The 24,641-nt window shown below is 43.9% G+C and carries 19 protein-coding genes; 10 read left to right on the forward strand and 9 right to left on the reverse strand.

The annotated features are described in order from the left end of the window. Positions 1-8 precede the first annotated feature (8 nt). A complete protein-coding gene (gene mutL / locus FJR71_RS06880) occupies positions 9-1,958 on the reverse strand; it encodes a DNA mismatch repair endonuclease MutL (protein WP_140814391.1) in 1,950 nt (649 codons plus the stop codon). Between the two features lie 252 nt (positions 1,959-2,210). On the opposite strand from mutL, the gene FJR71_RS06885 reads away from it, so the two are divergent. After that, a complete protein-coding gene (locus FJR71_RS06885; RefSeq protein WP_172605107.1) occupies positions 2,211-2,651 on the forward strand; it encodes a LytTR family DNA-binding domain-containing protein in 441 nt (146 codons plus the stop codon). After that, positions 2,645-3,103 (forward strand): DUF3021 domain-containing protein, encoded by a 459-nt coding sequence (locus tag FJR71_RS06890; protein ID WP_140814393.1) that lies wholly within the window; start codon positions 2,645-2,647, stop codon positions 3,101-3,103. Before FJR71_RS06885 ends, FJR71_RS06890 begins: the two co-directional genes overlap by 7 nt. A 232-nt stretch (positions 3,104-3,335) precedes the next feature. Here FJR71_RS06890 and mutS read toward each other — a convergent pair whose 3' ends face one another. Both mutS and argR read right to left on the reverse strand, forming a co-directional pair. After that, entirely contained in the window at positions 3,336-5,879 is a 2,544-nt protein-coding gene (gene mutS / locus FJR71_RS06895; RefSeq protein ID WP_140814394.1) for a DNA mismatch repair protein MutS, read from the reverse strand. Positions 5,880-5,985: 106 nt separating this feature from the next. Beyond that, on the reverse strand, positions 5,986-6,429 hold the full coding sequence (argR, locus tag FJR71_RS06900; RefSeq protein ID WP_140814395.1) for an arginine repressor: 444 nt from the start codon (positions 6,427-6,429) through the stop codon (positions 5,986-5,988). Between the two features lie 102 nt (positions 6,430-6,531). Here argR and argS point away from each other — a divergent pair, with 102 nt between their 5' ends. Then, on the forward strand, positions 6,532-8,220 hold the full coding sequence (gene argS, locus FJR71_RS06905) for an arginine--tRNA ligase (RefSeq protein WP_140814396.1): 1,689 nt from the start codon (positions 6,532-6,534) through the stop codon (positions 8,218-8,220). 166 nt (positions 8,221-8,386) lie between these two features. After that, positions 8,387-8,632, forward strand: coding sequence for a MarR family transcriptional regulator (locus tag FJR71_RS06910; protein WP_140814397.1), 246 nt, complete (start codon positions 8,387-8,389; stop codon positions 8,630-8,632). An 85-nt stretch (positions 8,633-8,717) separates the two neighbouring features. On the opposite strand, the gene nrdI is transcribed toward FJR71_RS06910, so the two are convergent. The 4 genes from nrdI to malQ form a co-directional block, all read right to left on the reverse strand. Continuing rightward, positions 8,718-9,185, reverse strand: coding sequence for a class Ib ribonucleoside-diphosphate reductase assembly flavoprotein NrdI (nrdI, locus tag FJR71_RS06915; protein ID WP_140814398.1), 468 nt, complete (start codon positions 9,183-9,185; stop codon positions 8,718-8,720). A 55-nt stretch (positions 9,186-9,240) separates the two neighbouring features. Further along, positions 9,241-9,753: an ABC transporter permease gene (locus tag FJR71_RS06920; protein ID WP_140814399.1), complete on the reverse strand. Its 513-nt coding sequence runs from the start codon at positions 9,751-9,753 to the stop codon at positions 9,241-9,243. Positions 9,754-9,926: 173 nt separating this feature from the next. Beyond that, positions 9,927-12,185 (reverse strand): glycogen/starch/alpha-glucan family phosphorylase, encoded by a 2,259-nt coding sequence (gene glgP / locus FJR71_RS06925; protein ID WP_140814400.1) that lies wholly within the window; start codon positions 12,183-12,185, stop codon positions 9,927-9,929. A 23-nt stretch (positions 12,186-12,208) separates the two neighbouring features. Further along, complete coding sequence (gene malQ, locus FJR71_RS06930; protein ID WP_140814401.1) at positions 12,209-13,726, reverse strand: 4-alpha-glucanotransferase; 1,518 nt, start codon at positions 13,724-13,726, stop codon at positions 12,209-12,211. 473 nt (positions 13,727-14,199) lie between these two features. Here malQ and FJR71_RS06935 point away from each other — a divergent pair, with 473 nt between their 5' ends. The 6 genes from FJR71_RS06935 (at position 14,200) to pulA (ending at position 21,773) form a co-directional block, all read left to right on the forward strand. Then, the gene (locus FJR71_RS06935; protein ID WP_140814402.1) at positions 14,200-15,456 is read left to right on the forward strand and encodes an extracellular solute-binding protein; all 1,257 of its coding nucleotides are present in this window, start codon (positions 14,200-14,202) and stop codon (positions 15,454-15,456) included. Between the two features lie 81 nt (positions 15,457-15,537). Next, positions 15,538-16,833 carry a sugar ABC transporter permease gene (locus FJR71_RS06940; protein WP_129822584.1) on the forward strand — a complete coding sequence of 432 codons (1,296 nt, stop codon included), beginning with the start codon at positions 15,538-15,540 and terminating at the stop codon, positions 16,831-16,833. 1 nt (position 16,834) lies between these two features. Then, positions 16,835-17,677, forward strand: a complete 843-nt coding sequence (locus FJR71_RS06945) for a sugar ABC transporter permease (protein ID WP_006596980.1) — start codon at positions 16,835-16,837, stop codon at positions 17,675-17,677. Between the two features lie 228 nt (positions 17,678-17,905). Further along, complete coding sequence (locus FJR71_RS06950; RefSeq protein ID WP_140814403.1) at positions 17,906-18,718, forward strand: DUF1189 domain-containing protein; 813 nt, start codon at positions 17,906-17,908, stop codon at positions 18,716-18,718. An 11-nt stretch (positions 18,719-18,729) separates the two neighbouring features. Then, complete coding sequence (locus FJR71_RS06955) at positions 18,730-19,713, forward strand: LacI family DNA-binding transcriptional regulator (RefSeq protein WP_140814404.1); 984 nt, start codon at positions 18,730-18,732, stop codon at positions 19,711-19,713. 8 nt (positions 19,714-19,721) lie between these two features. Next, the gene (gene pulA / locus FJR71_RS06960; RefSeq protein WP_140814405.1) at positions 19,722-21,773 is read left to right on the forward strand and encodes a type I pullulanase; all 2,052 of its coding nucleotides are present in this window, start codon (positions 19,722-19,724) and stop codon (positions 21,771-21,773) included. Between the two features lie 34 nt (positions 21,774-21,807). Here the strand turns inward: pulA and FJR71_RS06965 are convergent, their stop codons facing one another. Both FJR71_RS06965 and aspS read right to left on the reverse strand, forming a co-directional pair. Then, on the reverse strand, positions 21,808-22,749 hold the full coding sequence (locus FJR71_RS06965; protein ID WP_048690300.1) for a YitT family protein: 942 nt from the start codon (positions 22,747-22,749) through the stop codon (positions 21,808-21,810). A gap of 70 nt (positions 22,750-22,819) precedes the next feature. Next, a complete protein-coding gene (gene aspS / locus FJR71_RS06970) occupies positions 22,820-24,574 on the reverse strand; it encodes an aspartate--tRNA ligase (RefSeq protein ID WP_048690302.1) in 1,755 nt (584 codons plus the stop codon). Positions 24,575-24,641 lie beyond the last annotated feature (67 nt).

Raw genomic sequence — 24,641 nt, forward strand, 5'->3', positions numbered from 1 at the left:
TTGTTTTTTTAATACTTGCCCAATTCCCGCAAACTGGTGTGATTTTCCTGAATGCGTCGGAACATCTTTTCCATATCCGACTTGGTAAAGTTAACCAAGACGGGACGGCCATGAGGGCAGTTATAAGGGTTATCACATTGGGACAGTTGGTAGATCAGGTCACGTGCGGAGTAATCGTCCAGCGTGTGATTGGCCTTGATGGAGCGTTTGCAGGACATCATGATGGCCAACTCAGCCCGGTATTTCTTGATGGACACTTCCTTAGTCAAAAGGAGCATGTCACACATTTCGTAGATACCCGACTCGATCTCTTCTTCCTTCATCCAGATCGGATGCTCCCGCAAGATCAACTGGTTGGCTCCGTACTCTTCAAGATAAACTCCCACTTCCTCTAGGAGGTGTTTGCGCTGTTGCAGGCGGATCAGATCGTCTGCAGGGAATTCAAAGATATAAGGCACCAGCAGTTGTTGCTGACTGCCGTCTACGTTCCCGATGCTCTCCCGATATTCTTCATATTTGACCCGCTCTTGGGCCGCATGCTGGTCAATGATGTAAAGGCCCCCATTGCCTTGGGCAAAGAGATAGGTTCCATGCATCTGACCGAAATATTCCAACTCTGGGAAGGTCGAATGTTCCTCCCCGTTCAACTTATCATAGGCCTTGTCTAGACTAGCTAGATCCAACTCTGGGTGGTCAAGTTGATCATACTGAGGCGACTTTCGCTCCGCAAATTTGATGGCTGGTGATTTAGCCTCCTGATTTCTCTCTTCTGGGGCAAAGAGAACCGCTTGCTCTGAGGTCAATTCACCACTTGGCTGGGATTCCCCAACCTCTGGACGGACAAAGAAGTCTCCCTTGTCTCGATCGTAATAGAGGCTATTTTCTTTTAGAGGAAGGCTGGTCTGGACTGGCTTTTCTGTTCGACGAAGCGTTGACTTGGCTAGATTTTCTAGGGCATCTGGAATCAGATCCTGCTCTTTCAAAGCGGAGACAATAGCCTGGGAGATCAAGGCCATTAGTTCTCGTTCTTTAGAAATACGCACCTCTTGCTTGGTCGGGTGGACATTGACATCGGCTAGATAGGGGTCAATCTGGATATTAATCACTGCTATCGGGAAGCGTCCGACCATAAGTTTACTGCCGTAGCCGTCCAAGATGGCCCGATTGAGCAAGAAATTCTTGATGTAACGACCGTTGATAAAGAGACTAATGTAATTGCGATTGGCCCGGGTCAATTCTGGCAAAGAGACGAAGCCCGACACTTCAAAGTCCAAATCACCTGTCTCGATGGCAACCATTTTCTTAGCGGTAGCGAGCCCGTAGACTCCTGCGATGGCTTGGCGGAGATTTCCCGTTCCTGCCGTCCGTGTCATTTCATGGCCGTCATTGATCAAGGTAAAGGCAATCTCTGGATGAGCCAGACTCAGGCGGTTGAGAATGTCGACGATATGGGACAACTCTGCCTGTTGGCTCTTCATATATTTGAGGCGGGCTGGTGTATTGAAAAAGAGGTCCTCAACTGTGATTTTAGTCCCCACAGGGCTAGTCGCTGGCTCAAGAGAAGTGATTTCCCCCCCTTTAGCCTCTAGCTTGGTCCCATGACTAGCTCCTTCCTGAGCTGTCAGGATGGTCATGACACTGACAGAGGCAATAGACGGCAAGGCCTCGCCACGGAAGCCTAGTGTCCGAATGCGAAAGAGGTCGGCTTGACTCTTGATCTTACTAGTGGCATGGCGACGAAGAGCTAATTCCACTTCCTCATGGGCAATCCCTTGTCCATTATCCGTGATTTGAATGCTCTTTAAGCCAGCTTCTTCGATCTCTACGACAATCTGACTAGCTCCCGCATCGATGGAGTTTTCAATCAGTTCCTTGACCACACTAGCAGGGCGCTCAATGACCTCACCGGCAGCGATCTGATTGGCTAGAATTTCTGGTAATTCGATAATCTGTGACATAGCTTCCCCTCTTATGTTTTATACGCGCATAGGTAGAACTATTATACCATATCTACAAGGAAGCCCTCCCTTTATAAAACCTTGTGCTCCAGCTCTATTAAAGATACCGTCTTCTACCAGATAAACAGACAAACTGACCGAATATGCGAAAAGCCTTGTCTTGATGCCTGAAAAAGTGTTTAATAGACTTGTAAGCAAGAAGTCCTGCTAGCGGATCGCTTACTTGACGTCAATATGTTAGAAGGGATTTGTATGAAAGTAACAGTTACCATTGACCCCCATTTTCAAGAAGAAGGCGTAGTCATCACAGGGCCACAACCTAGCGAACGCATCCAGAAAGTCCAACAATTCATTGAGGGATTGGACCAGAAGGAACGATTGAGAGCGAAGAAGGAGGGGGAAACCTATCTTGTAGAGACTCACTTGTTTCATCGGTTCTATATTGAAAACCGTCAAGTCGTTGGGGAAACAAAGGATGACCACTTCATCCTCACCGGCCCCCTCTACCAACTCTCTGAAGACTTACCCATCTACTTTTTAAAAATTTCCCAATCTGAAATTATCAATACCAAAGAAATCGATCAGCTGTATTTTACCAGCAGCGGATCGGTCCAAATCAATCTGAAAAACGGGACCATCACCTATTCGTCTCGTCGCTATTTAAAAGCTATTAAGGAGAAATTATCATGTTAAAGACTCATCTATCGAATGCCTCTAAAGGCATCTTCGTCGGCCTTACCCTCTCTATCGTCTTTTCTTTCCTAAACTCACCTTCCACTTACATGCCTCTCAGTCCAAGTTCAGGCGTTGGACAATGGATGCAAGCCCACGACGTGCATGGATCCCTTGTCATGCTCTATTGTATCCTTATATGGGCTGGCATCGGCTTGCTCTTCAGCTTAGGAAAAAACCTGTTCAACAAAGACTGGAGCCTCCTCCGTGCGACCCTCAGCCACTACCTTTTGATGCTCTTTGGTTTTCTACCTTTGGCAACCTTGGGAGGCTGGTTCCCAATCCAAATCAGCTTCTACATCTCCGTCATTATAGAGTTTAGCCTTGTGTACTTGGTTATCTGGGCGGTTTCTTATCGCATTTACAAGAAAAAAGTAGAAGAGATCAACCAACAGTTGCAAGGAAAAGCCTGAGGAATTCAAAAAAATGACTTTTATTTTTTAGTCATTCAAGAAGATGAAAAACTTTCCGCTGTGAGAAAAGTGCCTGAAACAACTGTGTTTCAGGCACTCGGAATCATTGAGACCTTAGGCTCAATGATTAGTCATGGAACTTCTACGAAGTTCGCTGACGTCCGTACTCACCTAAGGAAAGTTTTTAAAATTACTTTGTCTTCAATCTGAAACAGTTCGAATGAACTGTCTTTTAAATTCTCTTTTTCATCTCGGCAACTGCCATCATGACTTCCATCGGGGTCATGTTGTAAATATCGAGAGTTTTTAATTCTTCTAGTACTGGATGAGCTGCATCTGCTGCAAACAGAGATAACTGTTCTCCAAGCTCTGGAGAGGATTGCTGTGTTGGATTCGCCATCGGCACTTCGTGGCTTTGGCCTTCTAATTGACTCAAGATAGTATCTGCCCGCTTCAAGAGATCGCTTGGCAGGCCTGCAATCTTGGCCACATGGATTCCATAGGATTTATCCGCCGGTCCCTCTTCAATCCTGTGCAAGAAGGTCACTTGGCCATCCTTCTCCAAGGTGGCGACGTGGACATTGCGCAAGCGAGATAGGGTCTGCTCCAAGTCGGTCAACTCATGGTAGTGGGTGGCAAAGAGCGTTTTGGACCCTGTCCGGTCATGGATGTATTCGATGATGGCTTGAGCCAGAGCCATCCCATCATAGGTCGCCGTCCCCCGTCCCAACTCATCAAACAAGATAAGAGAAGCCGAAGTCGCTTGGCGAATGGCATTGTTGGCCTCCATCATCTCAACCATAAAGGTCGATTGGCCGGATACCAAGTCATCTGCAGCCCCAATCCGGGTATAAATGGCATCAAAGAGAGGGAGGGTCGCCGCTTGAGCCGGTACAAAGGAACCAATCTGAGCCATAATGACAATGATGGCCAACTGGCGCATATAGGTGGACTTCCCGCTCATATTAGGTCCCGTAATTAGCTGGATATCACAGGTCTCATCCATAGAAATGCTGTTGGGGATGTAGCTTTGAGCTCCCATCACCTTTTCAACAACTGGGTGACGACCCTTCTCAATCCGGATATCACGCGCCTCTTGGAAGACTGGCCGGGTCAGTTGTTGTCTTTCAGCCACACAGGCCAAGCCTTGCAAGACGTCCACCGTTGCTAGGGCTTGGGCTAGGGACTGCAGGCGCTGGATGTACTTGCCGACTTCCTCTCTGATCCGTAGGAAAATCGCATACTCTAGACTAGTCGACTGTTCCCGAGCTTCTAGCATCTCCCCTTCGATCCGAGCCAGTTCTTCTGTCCCAAAGCGCTCAGAATTTTTCAAGGTTGCCTTGCGGAAGAAATGAGCTGGCACACGGGATAATTGGGAATTGGTCACATGGAAATAGTAGCCATCTTTTTTGTTGTAGTCAATTTTAAGTCCGGTAATGCCACTGGCTTCCCGTTCTTTGGCTTCGATCTCTGCAATCCAGCCAGTCCCTTCTCGGAGGACGACACGGTACTGGTCCAGAGTCGGGTCGAAGCCGGTACGGATGATATTGCCTTCTGTCAGAACGATCGGAGCATCCGGATCAATGGCTGCTTCGATGAGACGGCAAAGCTCTGGTAGCTCATCTAACTGGGCGATGAGGAGGTCTAGCACCGGCTCGCCCATCTCGACCAAAAGCGATTTGATCAAGGGAACATGGCGCAGGGTTTCTCCCAACTGCAAGAGGTCCTTGGGAGTGGTCTTTCCAAAAGAGACCCGACTGGCCAAGCGCTCGATATCATACACACCCTTGAGACGATCTGCCAGATCGCTTCGCTCAAAGAAATGGTCCAAGAAGACTTGGATAATCTCTTGACGCTCTTCGATCCGATGGCGGTCCATCAAAGGCTTCTGGATCCATGCCCGCAAGAGACGGCCTCCCATGGCTGTCTTGCTTTCATCTAGGAGCCAGTAGAGGCTGCCATGTTTTTTGCCAGTCCGAGCATTTTCTGTCAAGTCCAAACTCGCCTTGGTCGCATAATCCATCTGCAAGAAATCACGGACTTCATAGTGATGGGCAGGCTTGATATGATGGAGTTCCCGCTTCTGGGTTTCCTGGACATATTGGAGCAGGCCTCCTGCCGCTATTCTCTCCAAATGAGTCAACTCAACCCCTAAAAGTTGGACATCCTCCGCCACTTCTGAGATAGGGGAGAGCAAGAGATTCATTTGGCCAAGAAGGACTCTTTCTTCCATTTCTGACAAGGAGTAGGTCAGGACAATTTCCCGTGCCCGTAGGTTGCGGATCTCCCCACAGACCATGGCAAAATCATTTAGACTGGTAACCTGAAACTCCCCGGTCACTAGGTCCATATAGGCAAGGCCATAATCCGTCTCATCATGAGACAAGGCTACCAGGAAGTTGTTAGCGCTGTCTGGCTTGGTCGAATCGACAACGGTCCCCGGAGTAATGACTTGGACCACTTCCCGTTTGACTACACCGACGGCTTGCTTGGGATCTTCCATCTGCTCTGCAATAGCTACCTTGTAACCTTTTTCGATCAAGACATCGATGTACTGCTGGGCTGAATGATAGGGAACTCCAGCCATGGGAATCGGATTTTCTGCATTTTTATTCCGAGAGGTCAAAGAAATCTCTAAAATCTGAGCTGCATTGACGGCATCTTCATAAAAGAGCTCGTAAAAATCCCCCATCCGAAAGAGCAAAAAAGCATCCGGATAGTCTTTTTTGATATCTAGGTATTGCTGCATGCCAGGTGATATTTTTTCTGCTGCCATATCGTTCCTTTTCTATATCATTGCATTCATTCTGAGTGCTTACTCCAACTCTAAACTGACATAAAAGGAGGGCCGATCCCTTTCTGGACTGGTCCCTCGCCCTTGACTAGTGACTAGAATGTTGGAGAATGTTCTGCTGGACTGTTTGTGCTACTTCTTGGTCCTTGCAAACAATTAAGAGGGTATTGGCCCCTGCTACGGTACCAAGGATTTGATCATCCAAAATCTCATCGACTGCGTTGGCTAAAATAGCCGCTTCTCCCAGCTCCGTCCGAACAACCAATGTGAACTCCGCTCTCGAGACCACTTGTGCATATTGAGCAATCAGTCTAAAAATATCTGTTCGATCTGGTTCGTCTGCTAATTTATAATAGAGGCCACCCTTTTCCTTTACCTTGATCAGACCGATTTCTCGTAGGTCTCTAGATAAGGTGGTCTGGGTCACTCCCGCCCCTCTTTGATCTAGGCGGTCTTGAATGTCTTTTTGCGTCGATAACTTCTCATGTTGAATAATTTCTCGAATCAAAAGCTGACGTTCATCTTTTTTCATTTTTGCTCCACTTTTGAATAATTATACTTTGATTATACCAAAAAGTTTGAAGAAAGGCCGAATTTTGTGATAGAATAGTAACAAAAGACCAAAGGAGCTACTATGAATCATAAAGAACTTATTGCAAGTGAATTGGCAAAAGTCATTGAAGGCTTAGACCAAGAAACTATCTTAAATTTACTAGAGCAACCAAAATCTTCAGACCTTGGAGACATCGCTTTTCCTGCCTTTTCTTTGGCTAAAATCGAACGCAAAGCTCCTCAAGCGATTGCTGCTGATATTGCGGAAAAAATCGATGCCTCTCACTTTGAAAAAGTCGTTGCTACTGGTCCTTATGTAAACTTCTTCTTGGACAAATCTAAGATCTCTGACCAAGTTATCAAAGCCGTTATCCAAGCGGGTGCAGCCTATGGACAACAAGAAGAAGGTCAAGGAGCGAACGTGACTATCGACCTTTCTAGTCCAAACATCGCAAAACCTTTCTCAGTTGGTCACCTACGTTCAACCGTTATCGGAGATGCTATTTCAAACATCTATAAAAAAATGGGCTACAATACCATTAAAATCAACCACTTGGGAGACTGGGGCAAACAGTTCGGTCTCTTGATGGTGGCTTACAAAAAATGGGGTAGCAAGGAAGCCGTCGAAGCCAATCCAATCGATGAATTGTTGAAACTCTATGTCCGCATCAATGCCGAAATCGAAAATGATCCTGCTTTGGATGAGGAAGGACGTCTCTGGTTCAAGAAATTGGAAGATGGAGATCCAGAAGCGACTGAATTGTGGCAATGGTTCCGTGACGAAAGCTTGGTAGAATTCAACCGTATCTACAAACTCCTCGGTGTTGAATTTGACAGCTTAAACGGAGAAGCTTTCTACAATGACAAGATGGATGAAGCTGTCCAAATCCTTGAAGAAAAAGGCTTGTTGAAAGAGTCTAAGGGAGCTAGCATCGTTGAGTTGGATGATGTCAACCTTCCACCAGCTATGATTAAGAAATCAGACGGCGCTACTCTTTATATCACTCGTGATATCGCCACTGCTATCTACCGTGCACGGACTTACAACTTTGTGAAAAACATCTATGCTGTAGGTCAAGAACAATCCAACCACTTCCGTCAGTTGAAAGCTGTTTTGAAGAAAATGGGATTTGACTGGAGCGACGATATGATCCACGTTGACTTTGGTTTGGTTACAAAGAACCGCCAAAAATTGTCAACTCGTAAAGGAAATATCATCCTGCTCGAACCAACCCTTCAAGAAGCCATCTCTCGTGCCAAAGCGCAGATCGAAGAAAAGAACCCTGAATTGGAAAACAAGGAAGAAGTGGCACATGCAGTCGGTGTTGGTGCCGTTAAATTCTACGACTTGAAGACAGACCGTCGCAACGGGTATGACTTTGACCTTGAAGCCATGGTATCCTTCGAAGGGGAAACTGGACCATACGTACAATACGCATACGCACGTATCCAATCCATCCTGCGCAAAGCCAACTTCACACCATCTGCAGATGCAACATACAGCTTGAACGACCCAGAAAGCTGGGAAATTATCAAACTTCTCCAAGACTTCTCTCGTGTCGTGAAACGTGCTGCTGAAAACTATGATCCATCCTTAATTGCTAAATATGCGATTAACTTGGCTCAAGCCTTCAACAAGTACTATGCTCACACTCGTATCTTGGATGAAAGTCCAGAACGCGATAGCCGCCTAGCTCTTAGCTATTCAACAGCAGTTGTCTTGAAAGAAGCCCTTCGCTTACTTGGTGTCGATGCACCTGAGAAGATGTAATTTCTTCCTTACTTTTTGATAGGAAACCATCTCTTGTAGGAGTGAGAGGAATCGCTAAATAAACCTTATTTAGTTCCATCTCACTCCTTTTCTCATGCTAAACACACCTATATTTTTAGGGATTATCGCTTCCCTTCATCCATTATCTTATCCTCTGGAGAACCCTATGAATCAAACTGTTTATATTCTTATTTTAGTTAGTCTGCTTATTCTCTTTTTAATCAATAAATACGAGAGAGAAAAACTGCAAAAGATTTTACAAGAACAACTCTTAAAAGATGAAACCTTCAAAGCAAGCATCAAGGCACAAATCCAAACGACGGAAAATATCAACGATGTCATCCACGCCATCAATAAGGACTATCGCCTCGGCCTCTTACTTTCGAAAGAAATCACAGATCAATTAAAATAAGCCCTAAAAGAGGAGTCATACAAAATATGACCCCTCTCTTCAACCGCAACAAATAAGAACCAAGCATAGGCTTGGTTCTTTTGTTTTAAAGACGATACAAATCTTCTACAATGGCCGCTACTTTTTTGATATCCCCTAGCATTCCTCGCATCTCAAAGTCTGCTAGCATAGGGAAACCAAAGCGTTGGCTGTACTGCTTGGCCGTTAGGCAATATTGATTGTTGAAGTTGCGATTTCCTGATCCTACAACTCCTAAACATTTTGAGGCATTGTCTCCGTAGGCAATAAAGTCTGCTACATCGGTCGTTAAAATTTCCACATCTCCATTATCAACACCATTTCCTCCTTCTAGGTAGGTCGGCAAAAAGGCGATAAAAGGTGTATCAACTTCAAAGAAGGGCTTTCCTTCTTTGACTAGATCTTTGACATGGATTTTTTCAATGACCAAGTCAGGGTACTGCTCCCATAGATAATCACTGAGGCGACGAACAAAACTTTCAGTATTGCCACTTAAACTGATATAGACAAAACATACTTTCATTTTCTTCTCCAATCAGACCAGCTCCTCTTCTTTGTTCCAGACTTGAGGAGTTTTTAAATGCTATGATCTAAGCTTGAAGGTCGCTAGCTGGTCTATTTTTCAATTTGTAGAGGAGGATTCCCAAGTAAACAAGGGCTACAACCACACTCAAGACCAGTGCATATAAGCTAGAAGCCTGCAACAAGGTCCGCAATTTGTCTGACGTGATCACAGACATAGAAGAACGATAAGACAAGAAATTATGCAAGCTCATTAAGACAAAGGCACCAATCTGTCCCATATAGGCATAGGTCGCCTTGACAATATCCTTTTTAGACAGGAAGAAATAGGCAACTGCAATCAAGCCCGCGATCAAAAGAGATAGCAACAACCAAGCAATTGGTCCGCGTAAGGCTACGATTAATTTTTCAAGGAAGGCTTTGTATTCTTCCCGTTCAAGAGCAGTGGTTAAGTTCAAAGAAGCTGCCATTTCATCTGTGAGCTCCACTTTAGCCAATCCAAAGAAGGACTGAGCAGTTAATAGAGTTCCCATCGCTGATAGAGCTAGCAAGACATACATATAAATTGGATTTTTCTTCATTGTATTTCCTCGTTTCTAATATCCATAGTATTTATTATAACGTGAACCTTAGGGAAGCGCAAGTTTAGATTTTCCAAGCGCTCCTGTACTAAAAAAGCTCCCTCTAAATCAGGATATGATTCAAAAGGAGCTCTTCTTTCTAAGTATATTGCTTCTAGAATGTCGAAAACAAATTAGTTCAAGTGCCAGATATCTTCGTTGTACTGAGCGATGGTACGGTCAGATGAGAAGAATCCTGCTTTGGCAATGTTGACGATGACTTTATCCAACCATGCGTCACGGTCTTCGTAGTCAGCAAGCATTTGCTCTTTGACTTTGATGTAGTCTTCCAAGTCGAGAAGGGTCATGAACCAGTCTTTGTTGATCAACTCATTGTGAAGGCGAGACAAACGTTCTTGGTTACCAACTGCAAGAACAGCGTCGCTGACGATGAAGTCAACCAATGGTTTGATCGCTTCACGAGCGTAGAATTCGCTTGATTTGTATGCAGATTTCGCGTAAAGGTCGATAACTGTTTCTGAATCTTCACCGAAGATATAGATGTTTTCGTCTCCAACCAACTCAGCGATTTCAACGTTAGCTCCGTCCATAGTACCAAGCGTCAAAGCTCCGTTCAACATGAATTTCATGTTACCAGTACCTGAAGCTTCTTTAGAAGCCAATGAGATTTGTTCTGAGATATCACATGCTGGGATCAAGAAGCTTGCGGCTGTTACGTTGTAGTTTTCAACCATCACTACTTGCAAGTGTGGAGCTACTGCTGGGTCGTTTGCAATCACTTCTGACAAGCAAAGGATCAAGTGGATGATGTCTTGAGCGATAGTGTAGGCAGGAGCTGCTTTACCACCAAAGAATACTGTGATTGGACGAGCAGGGATGTTACCAGCCTTGATGTCCAAGTATTTGTGGATGACATACAAAGCGTTCATTTGTTGACGTTTGTATTCGTGAAGACGTTTGATTTGGATATCAAAGATAGAGTTTGTATTGATTTCCACACCTTGGTGCTCTCTCAAGTGACGAGCCAATTTACGTTTGTTGTGGGCTTTGATGTTTTCCAATTTTTCTTTGACAGCAGCCTTATCTTCGTATGACAGAAGGTCTTCCAATTTAGAAGCTTCATGGTGCCATTCGCGTCCAAGAATCTCATCCAAGTAGTGAGACAAGCTTGGGTTAGCATGCATGAGCCAACGACGGAAGGTGATCCCGTTTGTTTTGTTGTTGAATTTTTCTGGGTAGATGTCGTAGAAAGCTTTCAACTCTGAGTTCTTCAAGATTTCAGTGTGAAGAGCTGCAACCCCGTTTACGCTGTATCCGTAGTGGATATCCATGTGAGCCATGTGAACACGTCCGCTCTCATCGATGATTTGAACAGCTGGGTCTTTGTATTCTGCTTTAACACGGCGGTCCAATTCTTTGATGATTGGTACCAAGTGAGGAACCACTTCTTCCAAGAATTCAAGAGGCCACTTTTCAAGGGCTTCAGCAAGGATTGTGTGGTTTGTGTAGGCAGTCATGCTACGAACGATAGAGATGGCTTCGTCAAGTTCGATACCACGTTCAGTCAAAAGACGGATCAATTCAGGGATAACCATTGATGGGTGAGTATCGTTGATTTGTACAACTGCGTAGTCAGCAAGGTCGTGCAAGTTGCTTCCTTTTTCGATTGCTTCATCGATGATTAATTGTGCACCGTTTGAAACCATGAAGTATTGTTGGAAGATACGGAGCAATTCACCTTGACGGTCACTATCATCTGGGTAAAGGAAAAGAGTCAAGTTGCGAGCGATGTCTGTCTTGTCAAAGTTAATACCGTCTTTGATGATTGAAGAATCAACTGAATCCAAGTCAAACAAACGCAAACGGTTTTTAGTAGCTGTCTTGTAACCAGGTACATCGATATCGTAAAGAGTAGATGTCAATGTAAAGTGTGCAAATGGTACTTGGTAGCTACGGCTTGAACGAACCAACCAGTTTTGGTCAGTCAACCAAGCGTTAGGAATAGTTTCTTGTTGGTTGTTTTTAAGAACTTGTTGGAAAAGACCAAAGTGGTAGTTCAAACCAACACCGTCACCATTCAAACCAAGTGTAGCGATTGAGTCGATAAAGCAGGCTGCCAAACGTCCCAAACCACCGTTACCAAGTGATGGTTCCAATTCTACTTCTTCGATTTCGATCAACTCTTTACCTGCATCAGCAAGTTCTTTCTTAACTTCGTCATAAAGACCAAGGTTAATCAAGTTGTTTGACAAGAGTTTACCAATCAAGAACTCAGCTGAGATATAGTAAACTTTTTTCTTACCAGTGTTGACTGGTTTTTGGCTGCTAGCAAGTTTGCTGTAGTTAAGAAGAGCAAGGTAAAGCTCTTCGTTACTACATTCTGCGATCGATTTATTGTAACGATTTTGTACAAATTCTTTTAATGGTAACATTTTTTGTGTCTCCTGATAATGTCTTATTTCTTTAATTCTACTAAATTTTCATTGATACGACGATAGATGGTCGTGAAATCAAGCAATTCTTGCTCAACAGCAGGAGTCAATTGATCCGCTGTCATCCGCCATGCCCAGTTGCCACCAAGAGTAGATGGGAAGTTCATACGAGCTGAGCCATCCAACTCTAACAAATCTTGCATGGTAGCGATGGCCATAAAGCTGACTGAAGCAAAGACGGTACGAAGCATCGCATGTGGAACAGATTCGTATTCTTTACGATTGGTGTAACGAGCAAGATACTCACGAGTTGGATCGTCAATTTCATTGCGGTACCATCCAAGAACCGTGTTGTTATCATGTGTTCCAGTGTACATAACAGAGTTGTTTGGCGCTAAGTGAGGGCTGTCGATACTTTCATCGTCAGGATTGAAGGCAAATTGAAGAATCTTCATGCCAGGGAAGCCTGTGCGCTCACGAAGCTCAATGACTTCGTCCGTCATGAAGCCAAGGTCTTCTGCGATGATGTTCAAATCACCAAGTTCTTCTTTCACAGCGGCAAAGAGTTTGTAGCCAGGACCTTTGACCCATTTACCTGGTGCTGCTGTATCAGAACCAGCTGGGATTTCCCAGTAAGATTCAAAACCACGGAAGTGGTCGATCCGCACGATGTCGTAGATCTTGAAGCTCTCACGCAAGCGTTCAATCCACCATTTGTAACCATCTTTGTCCATTGCTTCCCAGTCATAGATTGGGTTGCCCCAAAGCTGACCAGTTGCTGAGAACTCATCTGGTGGGCATCCTGCGATGCAGGTTGCTTTTCCATTTTCATCTGTTTTAAAGAGATGAGGATTTGCCCACATATCGCTTGAATCTTCCGCTACGTAGATTGGCATATCACCTACGATCTCAATATGGTTGTCGTTAGCGTATGCTTTCAATTTCAACCATTGTTTGAAGAAGAAATACTGTGTTACTCGATGGTAAGTCAATTTATCTTCCAATTGAGCGCGGTAGGATGCAAGGGCTTCCGGTTGACGTGCACGAATCGCAGCGTCTGGCCATTCTGTCCATGCTTTTAATTCAAAGTGCTCTTTAATAGCCATGTATTCTGCGAACAATTCCAACCAAGCTGCATTTTCTTCAGCAAAACGGCTGAAGTCATCCCAATCACCGTTTTCAATAAAAGCTTTAACCGCTTTTTCTAGAAGAGGACGACGTTGTTCGAAGATCTTCGCATAGTCTACTTCTGTTGGGTCTTGACCAAAATCAACACCTTCGACATCGGATGCATCCAAGAGCCCTTGATCGATCAAGAGATCGAAGTCAATAAAGTGGGTGTTGCCTGCAAAAGCCGAGAAGGATTGATAAGGAGAATCTCCATAACTGGTTGTTCCGAGAGGCAAAATTTGCCAATACCGTTGCTTAGTCCGAACAAGGAAATCGACAAAATCGTAAGCTGCTTGACCAAACGAACCGATTCCATACTTCCCAGGCAAGGATGAAATGTGCATCAAGACACCACTTTGGCGTTTTTTCATTGAGGGTACCACCTTTAGTTTAATATTTTTTGTTTCGAAGAAAAATAGACCAACTTTCTACTCTAATCCAGTTCTCATTCCGACTTTTAGAAGGGTTAGGAAGAGTGCAATTGTCAGAAATAGAAAAAAATTTAACCTATTTATAAATGACCCTAGATCATCTTTATGCAACGTTTAAGGAAAACGTTTGCGTTACGTGTCCATTATAAAGTATTCTTGTGGTTTATGCAAGAGGTTTCCTAAACTTTTATGATTTTTTCTGCAGGTTCACCCCACGCCTAGTTTATCCTTTTCTTATTTTCTTGTCAACTATTTGTGTGTATTTAATAGAAGATAAAAAATTTTTAATTTTTTTTGCACAAAGAACTTGCAAACGTTTTCTTCCTGTGATATACTATTCGTGTTAAGGAAAACGTTTGTCTAAAACGTTTTCAACTAATAATATTATTTTTATTCTTTAGGAGGAATAAATCATGAAACGCACAATTCTTCGAAGCGCTGCTGTACTTGGTACAGTTGGATTCGCATCACTTCTTTTGGTAGCTTGTGGAGGCAAAAAAGACGACTCTGCTGCTTCTGAAAACGAGTTGACAGTCTACGTTGACAATGGTTACAAAGCTTACATGGAAGAAGCTGCGAAAGCTTTTGAAAAAGAAAGTGGAACAAAAGTAACGATCAAGACAGGTGACGCTCTTGGTGGATTGGACAAATTGTCTCTTGACAACCAATCTGGTAAAGCTCCAGACGTTATGATGGCACCATACGACCGCGTAGGTGGTCTTGGTAACGACGGTCAATTGGCTGAAGTGAAATTGAACAAAGACAGCAAGACCGACAAAACAACTGAATCACTTGTAACAAACGGTGGTAAAGTATACGGTGCACCAGCAGTTATCGAAACATTGGTTCTTTACTACAACAAAGACCTCATACAAGAAGCTCCAAAAACATTTGGTGAACTTGAAGAATTGGCAAAAGACAGCAAGTATGACTTCGCTGGCGAAGCTGGTAAAAACACTGCCTTCCTTGCTGACTGGACAAACTTCTACTATGCATATGGACTTCTTTCAGGTAACGGTGGCTACGTCTTCGGTAAAGATGGTACAGATCCAAAAGATGTTGGTTTGAACAACCAAGGTGCGATCGATGGTATCGAATACGCGAAAACTTGGTATGCTAAATGGCCTAAAGGATTGCAAGACACTAAAGGTGCTGCAAACTTCATCCAAACTCAATTCCAAGAAGGTAAGACAGCTGCCATCATCGATGGTCCATGGAAAGCATCTTCATTGAAAGAAGCAAAAGTAAACTACGGTGTAGCAACTATCCCTACTCTTCCAAATGGAAAAGCTTACTCTGCCTTCGGTGGTGGTAAAGCTTGGGTTATCCCTGCAGGTGCTAACCACCCTGAAGCAGCTCAAAAATTTGTAGACTTCTTGACTTCAACTGATCAACAAAAAGCTTTCTACGATAAGACAAACGAAGTGCCAGCTAACACAGAAGCTCGTGAGTACGCTGTTGGTAAAAACGATGAATTGACAACTGCCGTTGTTAAACAGTTTGAAAATGCACAACCAATGCCAAACATCTCTGAAATGAGTACTGTTTGGGATCCAGCTGCAACTATGCTCTTCGACGCTGTAAGTGGTAAGAAATCTTCTAAAGATGCTGCTGACGATGCTGTTAAATTAATCAAAGAAACTATCGAACAAAAATTCGGTGGCAAGTAATACAGTTCCCAAGGGGCTGGGAGTGTTTCCCAGCCTTTCGCTGTGATGTGGCCTCTGGTCGCTCACTTATAAGGAGTCGATATGGAAACACAACAAAATCCAAAAAAGGCAATGTGGTTATCCCTCATTCCTGGCTTGGGACAAATCTATAACAAACAGAAAGCAAAAGGGTACATCTTCCTCGGTGTAACACTTGTCTTTCTCGCTTACTTTTTCGGTATTGGTTTGGAGGAATTGTCTAAACTAGTTACCCTCGGTACTGTCCGTGGAAAAGATAATTCTCTTTTTATCTTGATTCGTGGGGCCTTCCACTTAATTATCACCGTCGTTTATTTGATGTTCTACGCCTTGAATATCAAAGATGCTGGTACTGTAGCTAAGCGGATTAATAACGGGATTCGAGTGCCGAAGACCCTAAAAGAGATGGTGAATGCTATCTATGAAAATGGCTTCCCCTATCTCTTGATCATCCCTTCTTATATTGCCATGACCTTTGCAATCATCTTCCCTGTTTTGGTTACCTTGATGATTGCCTTTACCAACTACGACTTTAAGCATACAGCTCGCTTTACGCTCCTTGATTGGATCGGACTTCAAAACTTCACCAACATGTGGACTTTGAGTACCTTCCGTTCTGCCTTTACATCTGTATTGGGCTGGACCTTGATCTGGGCCTTGGCAGCTTCTACTCTTCAAATCGTTCTTGGTATCCTAACGGCTATTATTGCCAACCAACCATTCATTAAAGGAAAACGCATCTTCGGTGTTATCTTCCTTCTTCCTTGGGCGGTTCCTGCCTTCATTACGATCTTGACATTCTCAAACATGTTCAACGATAGTATCGGGGCCATCAATGCGCAAGTCCTTCCGCTCTTTGCGAAGATTTTCCCATTCTTGGATGGGGTTCTCATTCCTTGGAAAACTGATCCTACCTGGACGAAGATTGCTTTGATTATGATGCAAGGTTGGCTCGGCTTCCCTTACATTTACGTCTTGACACTCGGAATCTTGCAATCTATTCCAAACGACCTTTACGAAGCAGCCTATATTGATGGGGCCAACGCTTGGCAAAAATTCCGCAACATTACCTTCCCAATGATTTTGGCGGTTGCGGCACCAACTCTCATCAGCCAATACACCTTCAACTTTAACAACTTCTCCATTATCTACCTCTTTAACGATGGTGGACCTGGATCTGTTGGTGGTAATGCTGGTTCGACAGATATCTTGATTTCTTGGATCTATAAATTGACAACGAACTCATCACCTCAATACTCAATGGCTGCTGCGGTTACGTTGATCATCTCTTTGATTGTCATCTCGATCTCGATGATTGCCTTCAAGAAACTGCACGCATTTGATATGGAGGATGTGTAAAATGAAAAATTCAGTTCAATTTAAACGCCGCCTTAATCATTTCTTGACTTACCTCTACTTGGTTGTCCTTTCCATCATCATCATCTATCCCTTGTTGATCACGGTTCTTTCAGCCTTCAAAACTGGTAATGTCAGTGCCTTTACGCTTGATTTCAGTGGCAGTCTCAGCTTTGATAACTTCCAAAAACTCTTTACGGACACCTTATATGGTACCTGGTATCTCAACACCTTGATCATCGCCATTATTACCATGGTCGCTCAAACATCCATCATTACCTTGGCAGGATATGCATACAGCCGCTACAACTTCTTGGCTCGTAAGCAAAGTTTGGTCTTCTTCTTGATTATCCAAATGGTGCCTACCATGGCTGCTTTGACTGCCTTCTTCGTTATGGCCTTGATGTTGAATGCCTTGAACCACAGCTGGTTCCTCATCTTCCTCTATGTCGGTGGAGGAATCCCAATGAACGCTTGGTTGATGAAGGGTTACTTCGATACAGTCCCAATTTCACTTGATGAATCTGCAAAATTGGATGGTGCTGGACACTTCCGTCGCTTCTGGCAAATCGTCCTTCCATTGGTTCGCCCAATGATTGCGGTACAAGCTCTTTGGGCCTTCATGGGACCTTTTGGAGACTACATCTTGTCTAAATTCTTGCTTCGCGATGAAATCAATTACACGGTAGCTGTTGGTCTTCAAACCTTTATCAGCGACCAAAAAAATCAAAAGATTGCCTTCTTTGCGGCAGGTGCGATTCTGATTGCAGTTCCAATCTGTGTTCTGTTCTTCTTCCTTCAAAAGAACTTTGTTTCAGGCTTGACAGCTGGTGGGGATAAAGGATAAAATAAACTTTTCTATAACCTTCCAGCCATGATGAAAAGGACAAGATCTCCTCTCGTGCTTTTCTCCCAGTCACATTAATTTTATCTTTAAGGAAAGGATGGGAGTGGGACAAGGGTAGCAAGTTGATTGATTTGCTACCAGTTTCTCTCCCATCTTTGGTTAAGGATAAAATCTTGTTATGCTCTCCATACAAGGGAAATCCATCCCGGAGATTAGAAAGGTCTCTTCATGCCCTATCCATTTAACTATTTTTCCAGCCTTTTTCAGGTAAGAAAAGCATTTGCCAACCGCAAACAACTTAATTGGTTCCAAATGGTCTTTACCTCACTCTTTCTTCTATCCTTGACCCTCATTCCTGTTGCCATTCAAAATGCAGAACTACAGACCTACCCCTTAACCACCTTCGTTAGTGATGTCTTTGATCCCTTAACAGACGACGTTATGAAGGATTTAAAAGAAAACATACAGATAAATCAGCAAGAACTAGTCTATAACAGTCATTTTGGAGTTCATAAAAATGAGGCTGGTCATGTTATCTTAGGCCATCACGAAGGAACTCAATTAGGAGAAAAATTAACTCTTTATTTCGATAAAAATCAATTGATTGTAAGTAAAGAAAAGAAAGAACTGGCTACGATTCCTTACCAAGCCATCAATCAAGAGAGCATCCAGGACAAAAAGGAACTCACTAAGGCCATTTCCAAAGATTGGTTCCAGACCAATCGATTGGCTGTTAGCCTCTTTCTCGTCCTCTTCTCAGGTTTCTTATCTGCTGTGAATTTTGCCATTTTAGTATTTGGAGCTTCCTTCTTCCTCTTCTTGACACGGAAGTCACGTCTCTTCTCTCTCAAGACCTTCAAAGAATGCTTCAATTTTACCCTCAACTGTCTAGGATTGCCCATTCTCGCGAGCGTCCTGATCAGTTTAGTATTCCACCAAGTCTTTACGACAACCATCTTGATCCAAAATATCCTATTTGTCTTGTTCCTCGCACTTGCTTTCTATAAGACTCATTTCCGGGATCCAGATTACAAACCTTAGGGAGGTCCTTTATGCGTGTCACCATCAAAGATGTCGCCAAACTTGCTGGCGTTGCACCATCTACCGTTACACGAGTGATTCAAAATAAATCTACCATCAGTGAAGCCACTAAAGAACGGGTTCGTTCTGCCATGAAAGAACTAGATTACCATCCAAACCTCAATGCTCGTAGCTTAGTGAGCCAGTCCAGTCAGGTCATTGCCCTTGTCTTGCCTGATGAAAGTGATGTGTTCTTCCAAAACCCCTTCTTCCCTACGGTCCTCCGTGGGATTAGTCAGGTTGCTTCTGATTATGGCTATGCCATTCAGATTTGTACAGGGGCTAATGAAACCCACCGCCTCGGTCAACTCAAACAAATGATTTATGGTAAGCGGGTAGATGGACTCATCTTCCTCTATTCCAAATTGAATGATCCTTTGGTTGACTTCTGTATTCAAGATAAATTTCCTTTCTTGATTTTGGGAAAAGCAACTTCACCGTTTGTATCCTTAGTCGATAACGACAATGTTAAGGCCGCCTTTGATGCGACCGAATATTTCATCAAGAAAGGATACCAACACATCGCCTTTGTTGGAGGAAATAAGGAATTGGCCGTTTCTCAAGACCGCTACAAGGGCTACCAAGAAGCTCTTGCCAGTCACCAGATCCCTCTCCGTGAGGAATTGGTCAAGTTCTCCTTTGGTTTCTTGCTGGAAGAAAATTCTTACCAAATCATGGATACCCTGCCTTTTGAAGAACTGGAAGCACTCATGACGACGGATATTTTGGTTGCCGAAGGGGTTCGGAGATACCTGAGCGACAAACAAGTCGATCTTCCAATTATTTCCTTCGACTCTATTCAACCACGAATTCCAATTGACGCCTATATTGATATCAATACGGTCGAATTGGGACGCGAATCTGTCAGAACCTTGCTCCAAATTATTAAGGACAACAAGGAAAACAAAACTGTTTGCTACAGACAGCTCATTGAACACTCGATTATTGAACTTTAGGAGAACCTATGACCACCAACTTTGCAGCTTATTTAGACGACCAAGACTTGATTCGCATGGAAGGAGGAGAGAGCGTAATGGCCTCTCTTCCTTTTACATTGACGTCTGGTTCGAAAACAATTGAACTTCTGCCGACAGAGGAAGAAAAAACTCTTCGAAGCCCCCTTCCCATCGACATGAGTCAAAGCTATACCCTCTCCAACGCTAAGGGAGAAACCTGCCTCATAAACTATCGCGACATCGTCCGCCAACCCATCTTTGATCAGCTATATGCTTATGATGGAGAGGATTTAGGAGCTCGTTACTCCAAAGAAAAAACCTGCTTTGCCTTTTGGGCTCCCATTTCTCAAGAGGTTCAGCTCTTGATCAACCAAACTGTCTACCCGATGGAGCGGACAGAAAAAGGTGTATGGCGTATAGAACTCAAAGGAGACTGGGAAAAAGCCTCTTATTACTACCAGCATCAAGTCAACGGTGTAACCCATATCGTCCATGATCCTTATGCTCTTTCTTCTGAAGCCAATTCAGGAGCTAGCTATGTCATCGACCGGCACAAGATTGAGCGCCCTATCCAGAGAGCCACAACCCAACTAGATCCGACTCAGGCCATTATTTATGAATTGAGCGTCCGGGACTTCTCCATGCAAAAAGAAGTTGGTTTCAAATATCCTGGTACCTTCCCAGCCCTCTTAGAATCTCCTAAGCATGGAGACCAGACCTTTGGCTTTGACTATTTGAAATCACTAGGCATTACTCATGTCCAGCTCATGCCCCTCTATGATTTCGGAAGCGTAGATGAAACAAATCCTACTGCTGGTTATAATTGGGGCTATGACCCTGTGCAATACAATGTTCCTGAGGGAAGTTTTAGTAGCCAGCCAAATGATCCTTACCAACGGATCCTGGAGTTGCAACGGGTGATTGATGCCTATCACGAAGCAGATCTCAGCCTCATCATGGATGTGGTTTATAACCATGTTTACCTCTCTGATGAATTTGCTTTTGAGCGGATTGTCCCAGGCTATTTCTATCGCTATGACCAGGATCGCCAACGAACCAACGGAACCTTCTGTGGGAACGATGTAGCTAGCGAGAGAGCCATGGTTCGCAACTACATCAAGCAGTCGGTCAAGCAGTGGGTTCAACTCTACGGCTTTGATGGTTTCCGCTTTGACCTGATGGGCATTCTTGACCGCCAAACCATGATGGAAATTCAAGAAGAATTAGTAGCCATTTACCCCAACATTTACCTTTATGGGGAAGGGTGGAAGATGGATACTGGACTGGATCCTGAACTCCTGGCCCATCAATACAATGCCAGTCAACTTCGTCCGTATGGCTTCTTTAGTGACAACTTCCGTGATACCATTAAACGAAGCATCCTGAACGAAGGACGTATAGACAGTCGCTATCAGGCCAATGATCTGGCCAATATTTTGACTGGTAACATCGGACTCAAAGGAATCCCCCACTTTGTGCGTCCTCAACAGGCAATTAACTATGTGGAATGCCACGACAATGCGACCTTCTTTGACTATCTCAAGGTTGAAGATCCAAACATTTCAGAGGAGCTGCGTCAGGCTAAAGCTCGACTTGGCTTGCATCTCGTCCTCTTGGCTCAAGGAGTTCCTTTCTTACATGCTGGTCAAGAATTCTATCGCAGCAAAGGGTTAGAAGAGAACACTTACAATCTTCCAGATGCTCTAAATCAACTGGACTGGCTTTCTTCTACAGCTTATGAAACAGATATTCAGTTCCTGCGCGAATTGATTGCCTATCGAAAAGAGGAAGAGCTCCTTCGTTTTGACAAGGCCCAAGATATACGGGATTACTGCCAAGTCACTTGGATCTCAGAGGAGACTTTCTCATACAGCATCGAGAAAGACGGTCGTAAGTTGCTTATCTTGGTCAACCTTTCTGATCAAGAATGGACCTATCGACTCAAACAATCTGCAAGATTAGCGATTGCCTACCCTCATGTGTATGGGAGAGAGCAAGGACTTTCTCAAGAAGAATTTTCCGTTCCAGCCCATGGTTGGATCTTGGTAGAACAAGCATAAAAAAATTCCTGCAAGAAGTTCTTGCAGGAATTTTTTAATCTTCTACTTCGACAAAGCGTCCAATAATATGAACATTGTCTGAAATGGTTATAAAAGCTTGAGGGTCTGCTTTTTTCATTAAAAATTTAAACTCATTAAACTCTGCTCGGGTAATAACCGTGAGTAAGACGGCTTTTTCCTGATGATTATAGGTCCCTTCGGCATTGTGGATAATGGTTGCACCACGGTGCAATCGTTTATGGATTTTCTCAATAATCTTATCCGGTTGGCTAGTGACAATCATGGCTTGCATCCGCTTCTGCTTGGTAAAGACAGCATCTGTCACTCGACTGGAAACAAAAATAGTAATCATCGAATAGAGGGCATACTTCCAACCAAAGGTCATCCCTGCTATCAACATGATGGTCCCATTAACGATGAGAGAAATTTTGCCGACGTTCTTGCCCGTTCGCTTTCGAATGGTCAAACTGACAATATCGGTTCCCCCACTGGAGATATTATTCCGAAGGGCAAAACCAATCCCTGTCCCCATAACCACACCCCCAAACAAGGCGTTCATGATAGGGTCATTGGTGAGCGTAACTACTGGAACAAATTGGATAAAAAAGGAACTCATGGACACCGTTATAAAGGTGAAAATGGTAAACTTATGGCCAATTTGATACCAGGCGATGATCATTAAGGGTAGATTGATGGCATAAAATGACAAGGAAACAGGAATGGTAAAGCCCAAAAATCGATCACTAAGAGCAGAAACAATCTGTGCTAACCCTGTCGCGCCACTCGAATAGACACGTCCCGGCTGGAAAAAGAAGTTCACAGCAATCGCAGATAAAAATCCATAGACCAATGAGGCTGAAATCTTTTCATCATATTTTTCGCGGGAAATGCTTTTCAAGACCCGTAATAATTTAAAATTATAAGCAATTCTTCTCACATAATAACGTAAGATTTTACCTAAGCGAGTTTTTTTCATGACTATCTCTTAATTTATAAATAAAGGGAAAATCTCAGAAGCTACTTCTGCGGATTTTCCGCTTTTATTCTTACTCCTCAGTTTTGACTTCTACTTGTAGACTCAACTCTTCCAGTTGTTTGGTAGATACTGCAGAAGGGGCTTGGGTCATTGGATCTGTTGCCTTGTTGTTCTTAGGGAAGGCAATCACTTCACGGATATTCTCCTCACCAGCTAACAACATGACAAAACGGTCCAAACCAAGAGCCAATCCACCATGTGGAGGGAAACCATAATCCATAGCTTCTAGCAAGAAACCAAATTGCTCTGTCGCATCTTCTTTTGAGAAACCGAGAGCCGTAAACATCCGTTCTTGCAATTCTTTTTGGTTGATCCGGAGACTTCCTCCTCCAAGTTCGTAACCATTGAGCACAATGTCATAGGCAATAGCACGTACCTTAGCGAGATCGCCCTCTAATTCATGAGCTGTATCTGCTTGTGGAAGTGTAAAGGGATGGTGGGCACTCATGTAACGGCCTTCTTCTTCAGACCACTCAAACATTGGCCAATCTACCACCCAAAGGAAGTTGAATTGATTGTTGTCGATGAGGTCTAATTCCTTGGCAATTCTGCAACGAAGGGCACCTAGGGTTGCATTGGCTACTTCTAGTGTATCCGCTACAAAGAGGACCAAATCTTTTTCTTCCAACTGTAAAGCACTTGTCAACTCTGTTGTCACGTCTGTCAAGAACTTAGCAACTGGGCCGTTTAAAGCACCATCAGCTACCTTGACCCATGCAAGACCTTTGGCCCCATATTGTTTGGCTACTTCGGTCATCTTATCGATATCTTTACGTGAGTAGTTGTCTGCTGCTCCTTTGACCACAATGGCTTTCACTGCTGGAGCTTCTGAGAAGACCTTGAAGTCTACACCCTTTACAACTTCTGTCAAGTCTGTCAAGAGCATCTCAAAACGAGTATCTGGTTTGTCCGAACCGTAAAGAGCCATCGCATCATCGTACTTCATCCGCGGGAAAGGAAGGGTGACTTCAATTCCCTTGGTTTCTTTCATGACACGCGCGATTAAACCTTCGGTAATGTCTTGAATTTCTTGCTCTGTCAAGAAGGAGGTTTCTAAATCGACCTGTGTAAACTCAGGTTGACGGTCTCCACGTAAATCTTCGTCACGGAAACATTTGACGATTTGATAATAGCGGTCAAAGCCTGCATTCATCAACAATTGTTTCGTGATTTGAGGGCTTTGAGGCAAGGCATAGAAGTGCCCCTTGTTGACACGAGATGGAACGAGATAGTCACGCGCCCCTTCTGGAGTTGACTTAGAAAGGAAAGGTGTTTCCACATCAATAAATTCCAACTCATCCAAGTAATTCCGAATAGAGTGGGTTACTTTAGCACGCAATTTCAAGTTTTCCAACATCTCTGGGCGACGCAAGTCCAAATATCGATAGCGTAGACGGGTATCGTCGTTAGCTTCAATGCCATCCTTGATCTCAAATGGTGTGGTTTTTGCCGTATTAAGGACAGTCAATGAAGAAACATGCATTTCAACCTGACCTGTTGCAATTTTATCATTCGCTTGCTGTCTAGCAGCAACTTGACCTGTCACTTCGATCACATACTCGCTACGAAGGCTCTCGGCCGTTGCCATGACTTCCGAACTGACCGTCTCTGGATTGATGACCAATTGCATAATCCCTTCACGGTCCCGCAAATCAATAAAGATCAAGCCACCCAAATCACGGCGTCGACTCACCCAACCTTTGAGGGTTAGTTCTTGTCCAATGTGTTCCTCGCGAACACGCCCAGCATACATGGAACGTTTCATTGTATTTTTACTCTCCAAACTAATATTCTTCCTTCTATTTTACCATAAAGCCTGTCAGATAAGTGCT

The organism is Streptococcus xiaochunlingii (assembly GCF_006385805.1).
Classification (GTDB): Bacteria; Bacillota; Bacilli; order Lactobacillales; family Streptococcaceae; genus Streptococcus; species Streptococcus xiaochunlingii.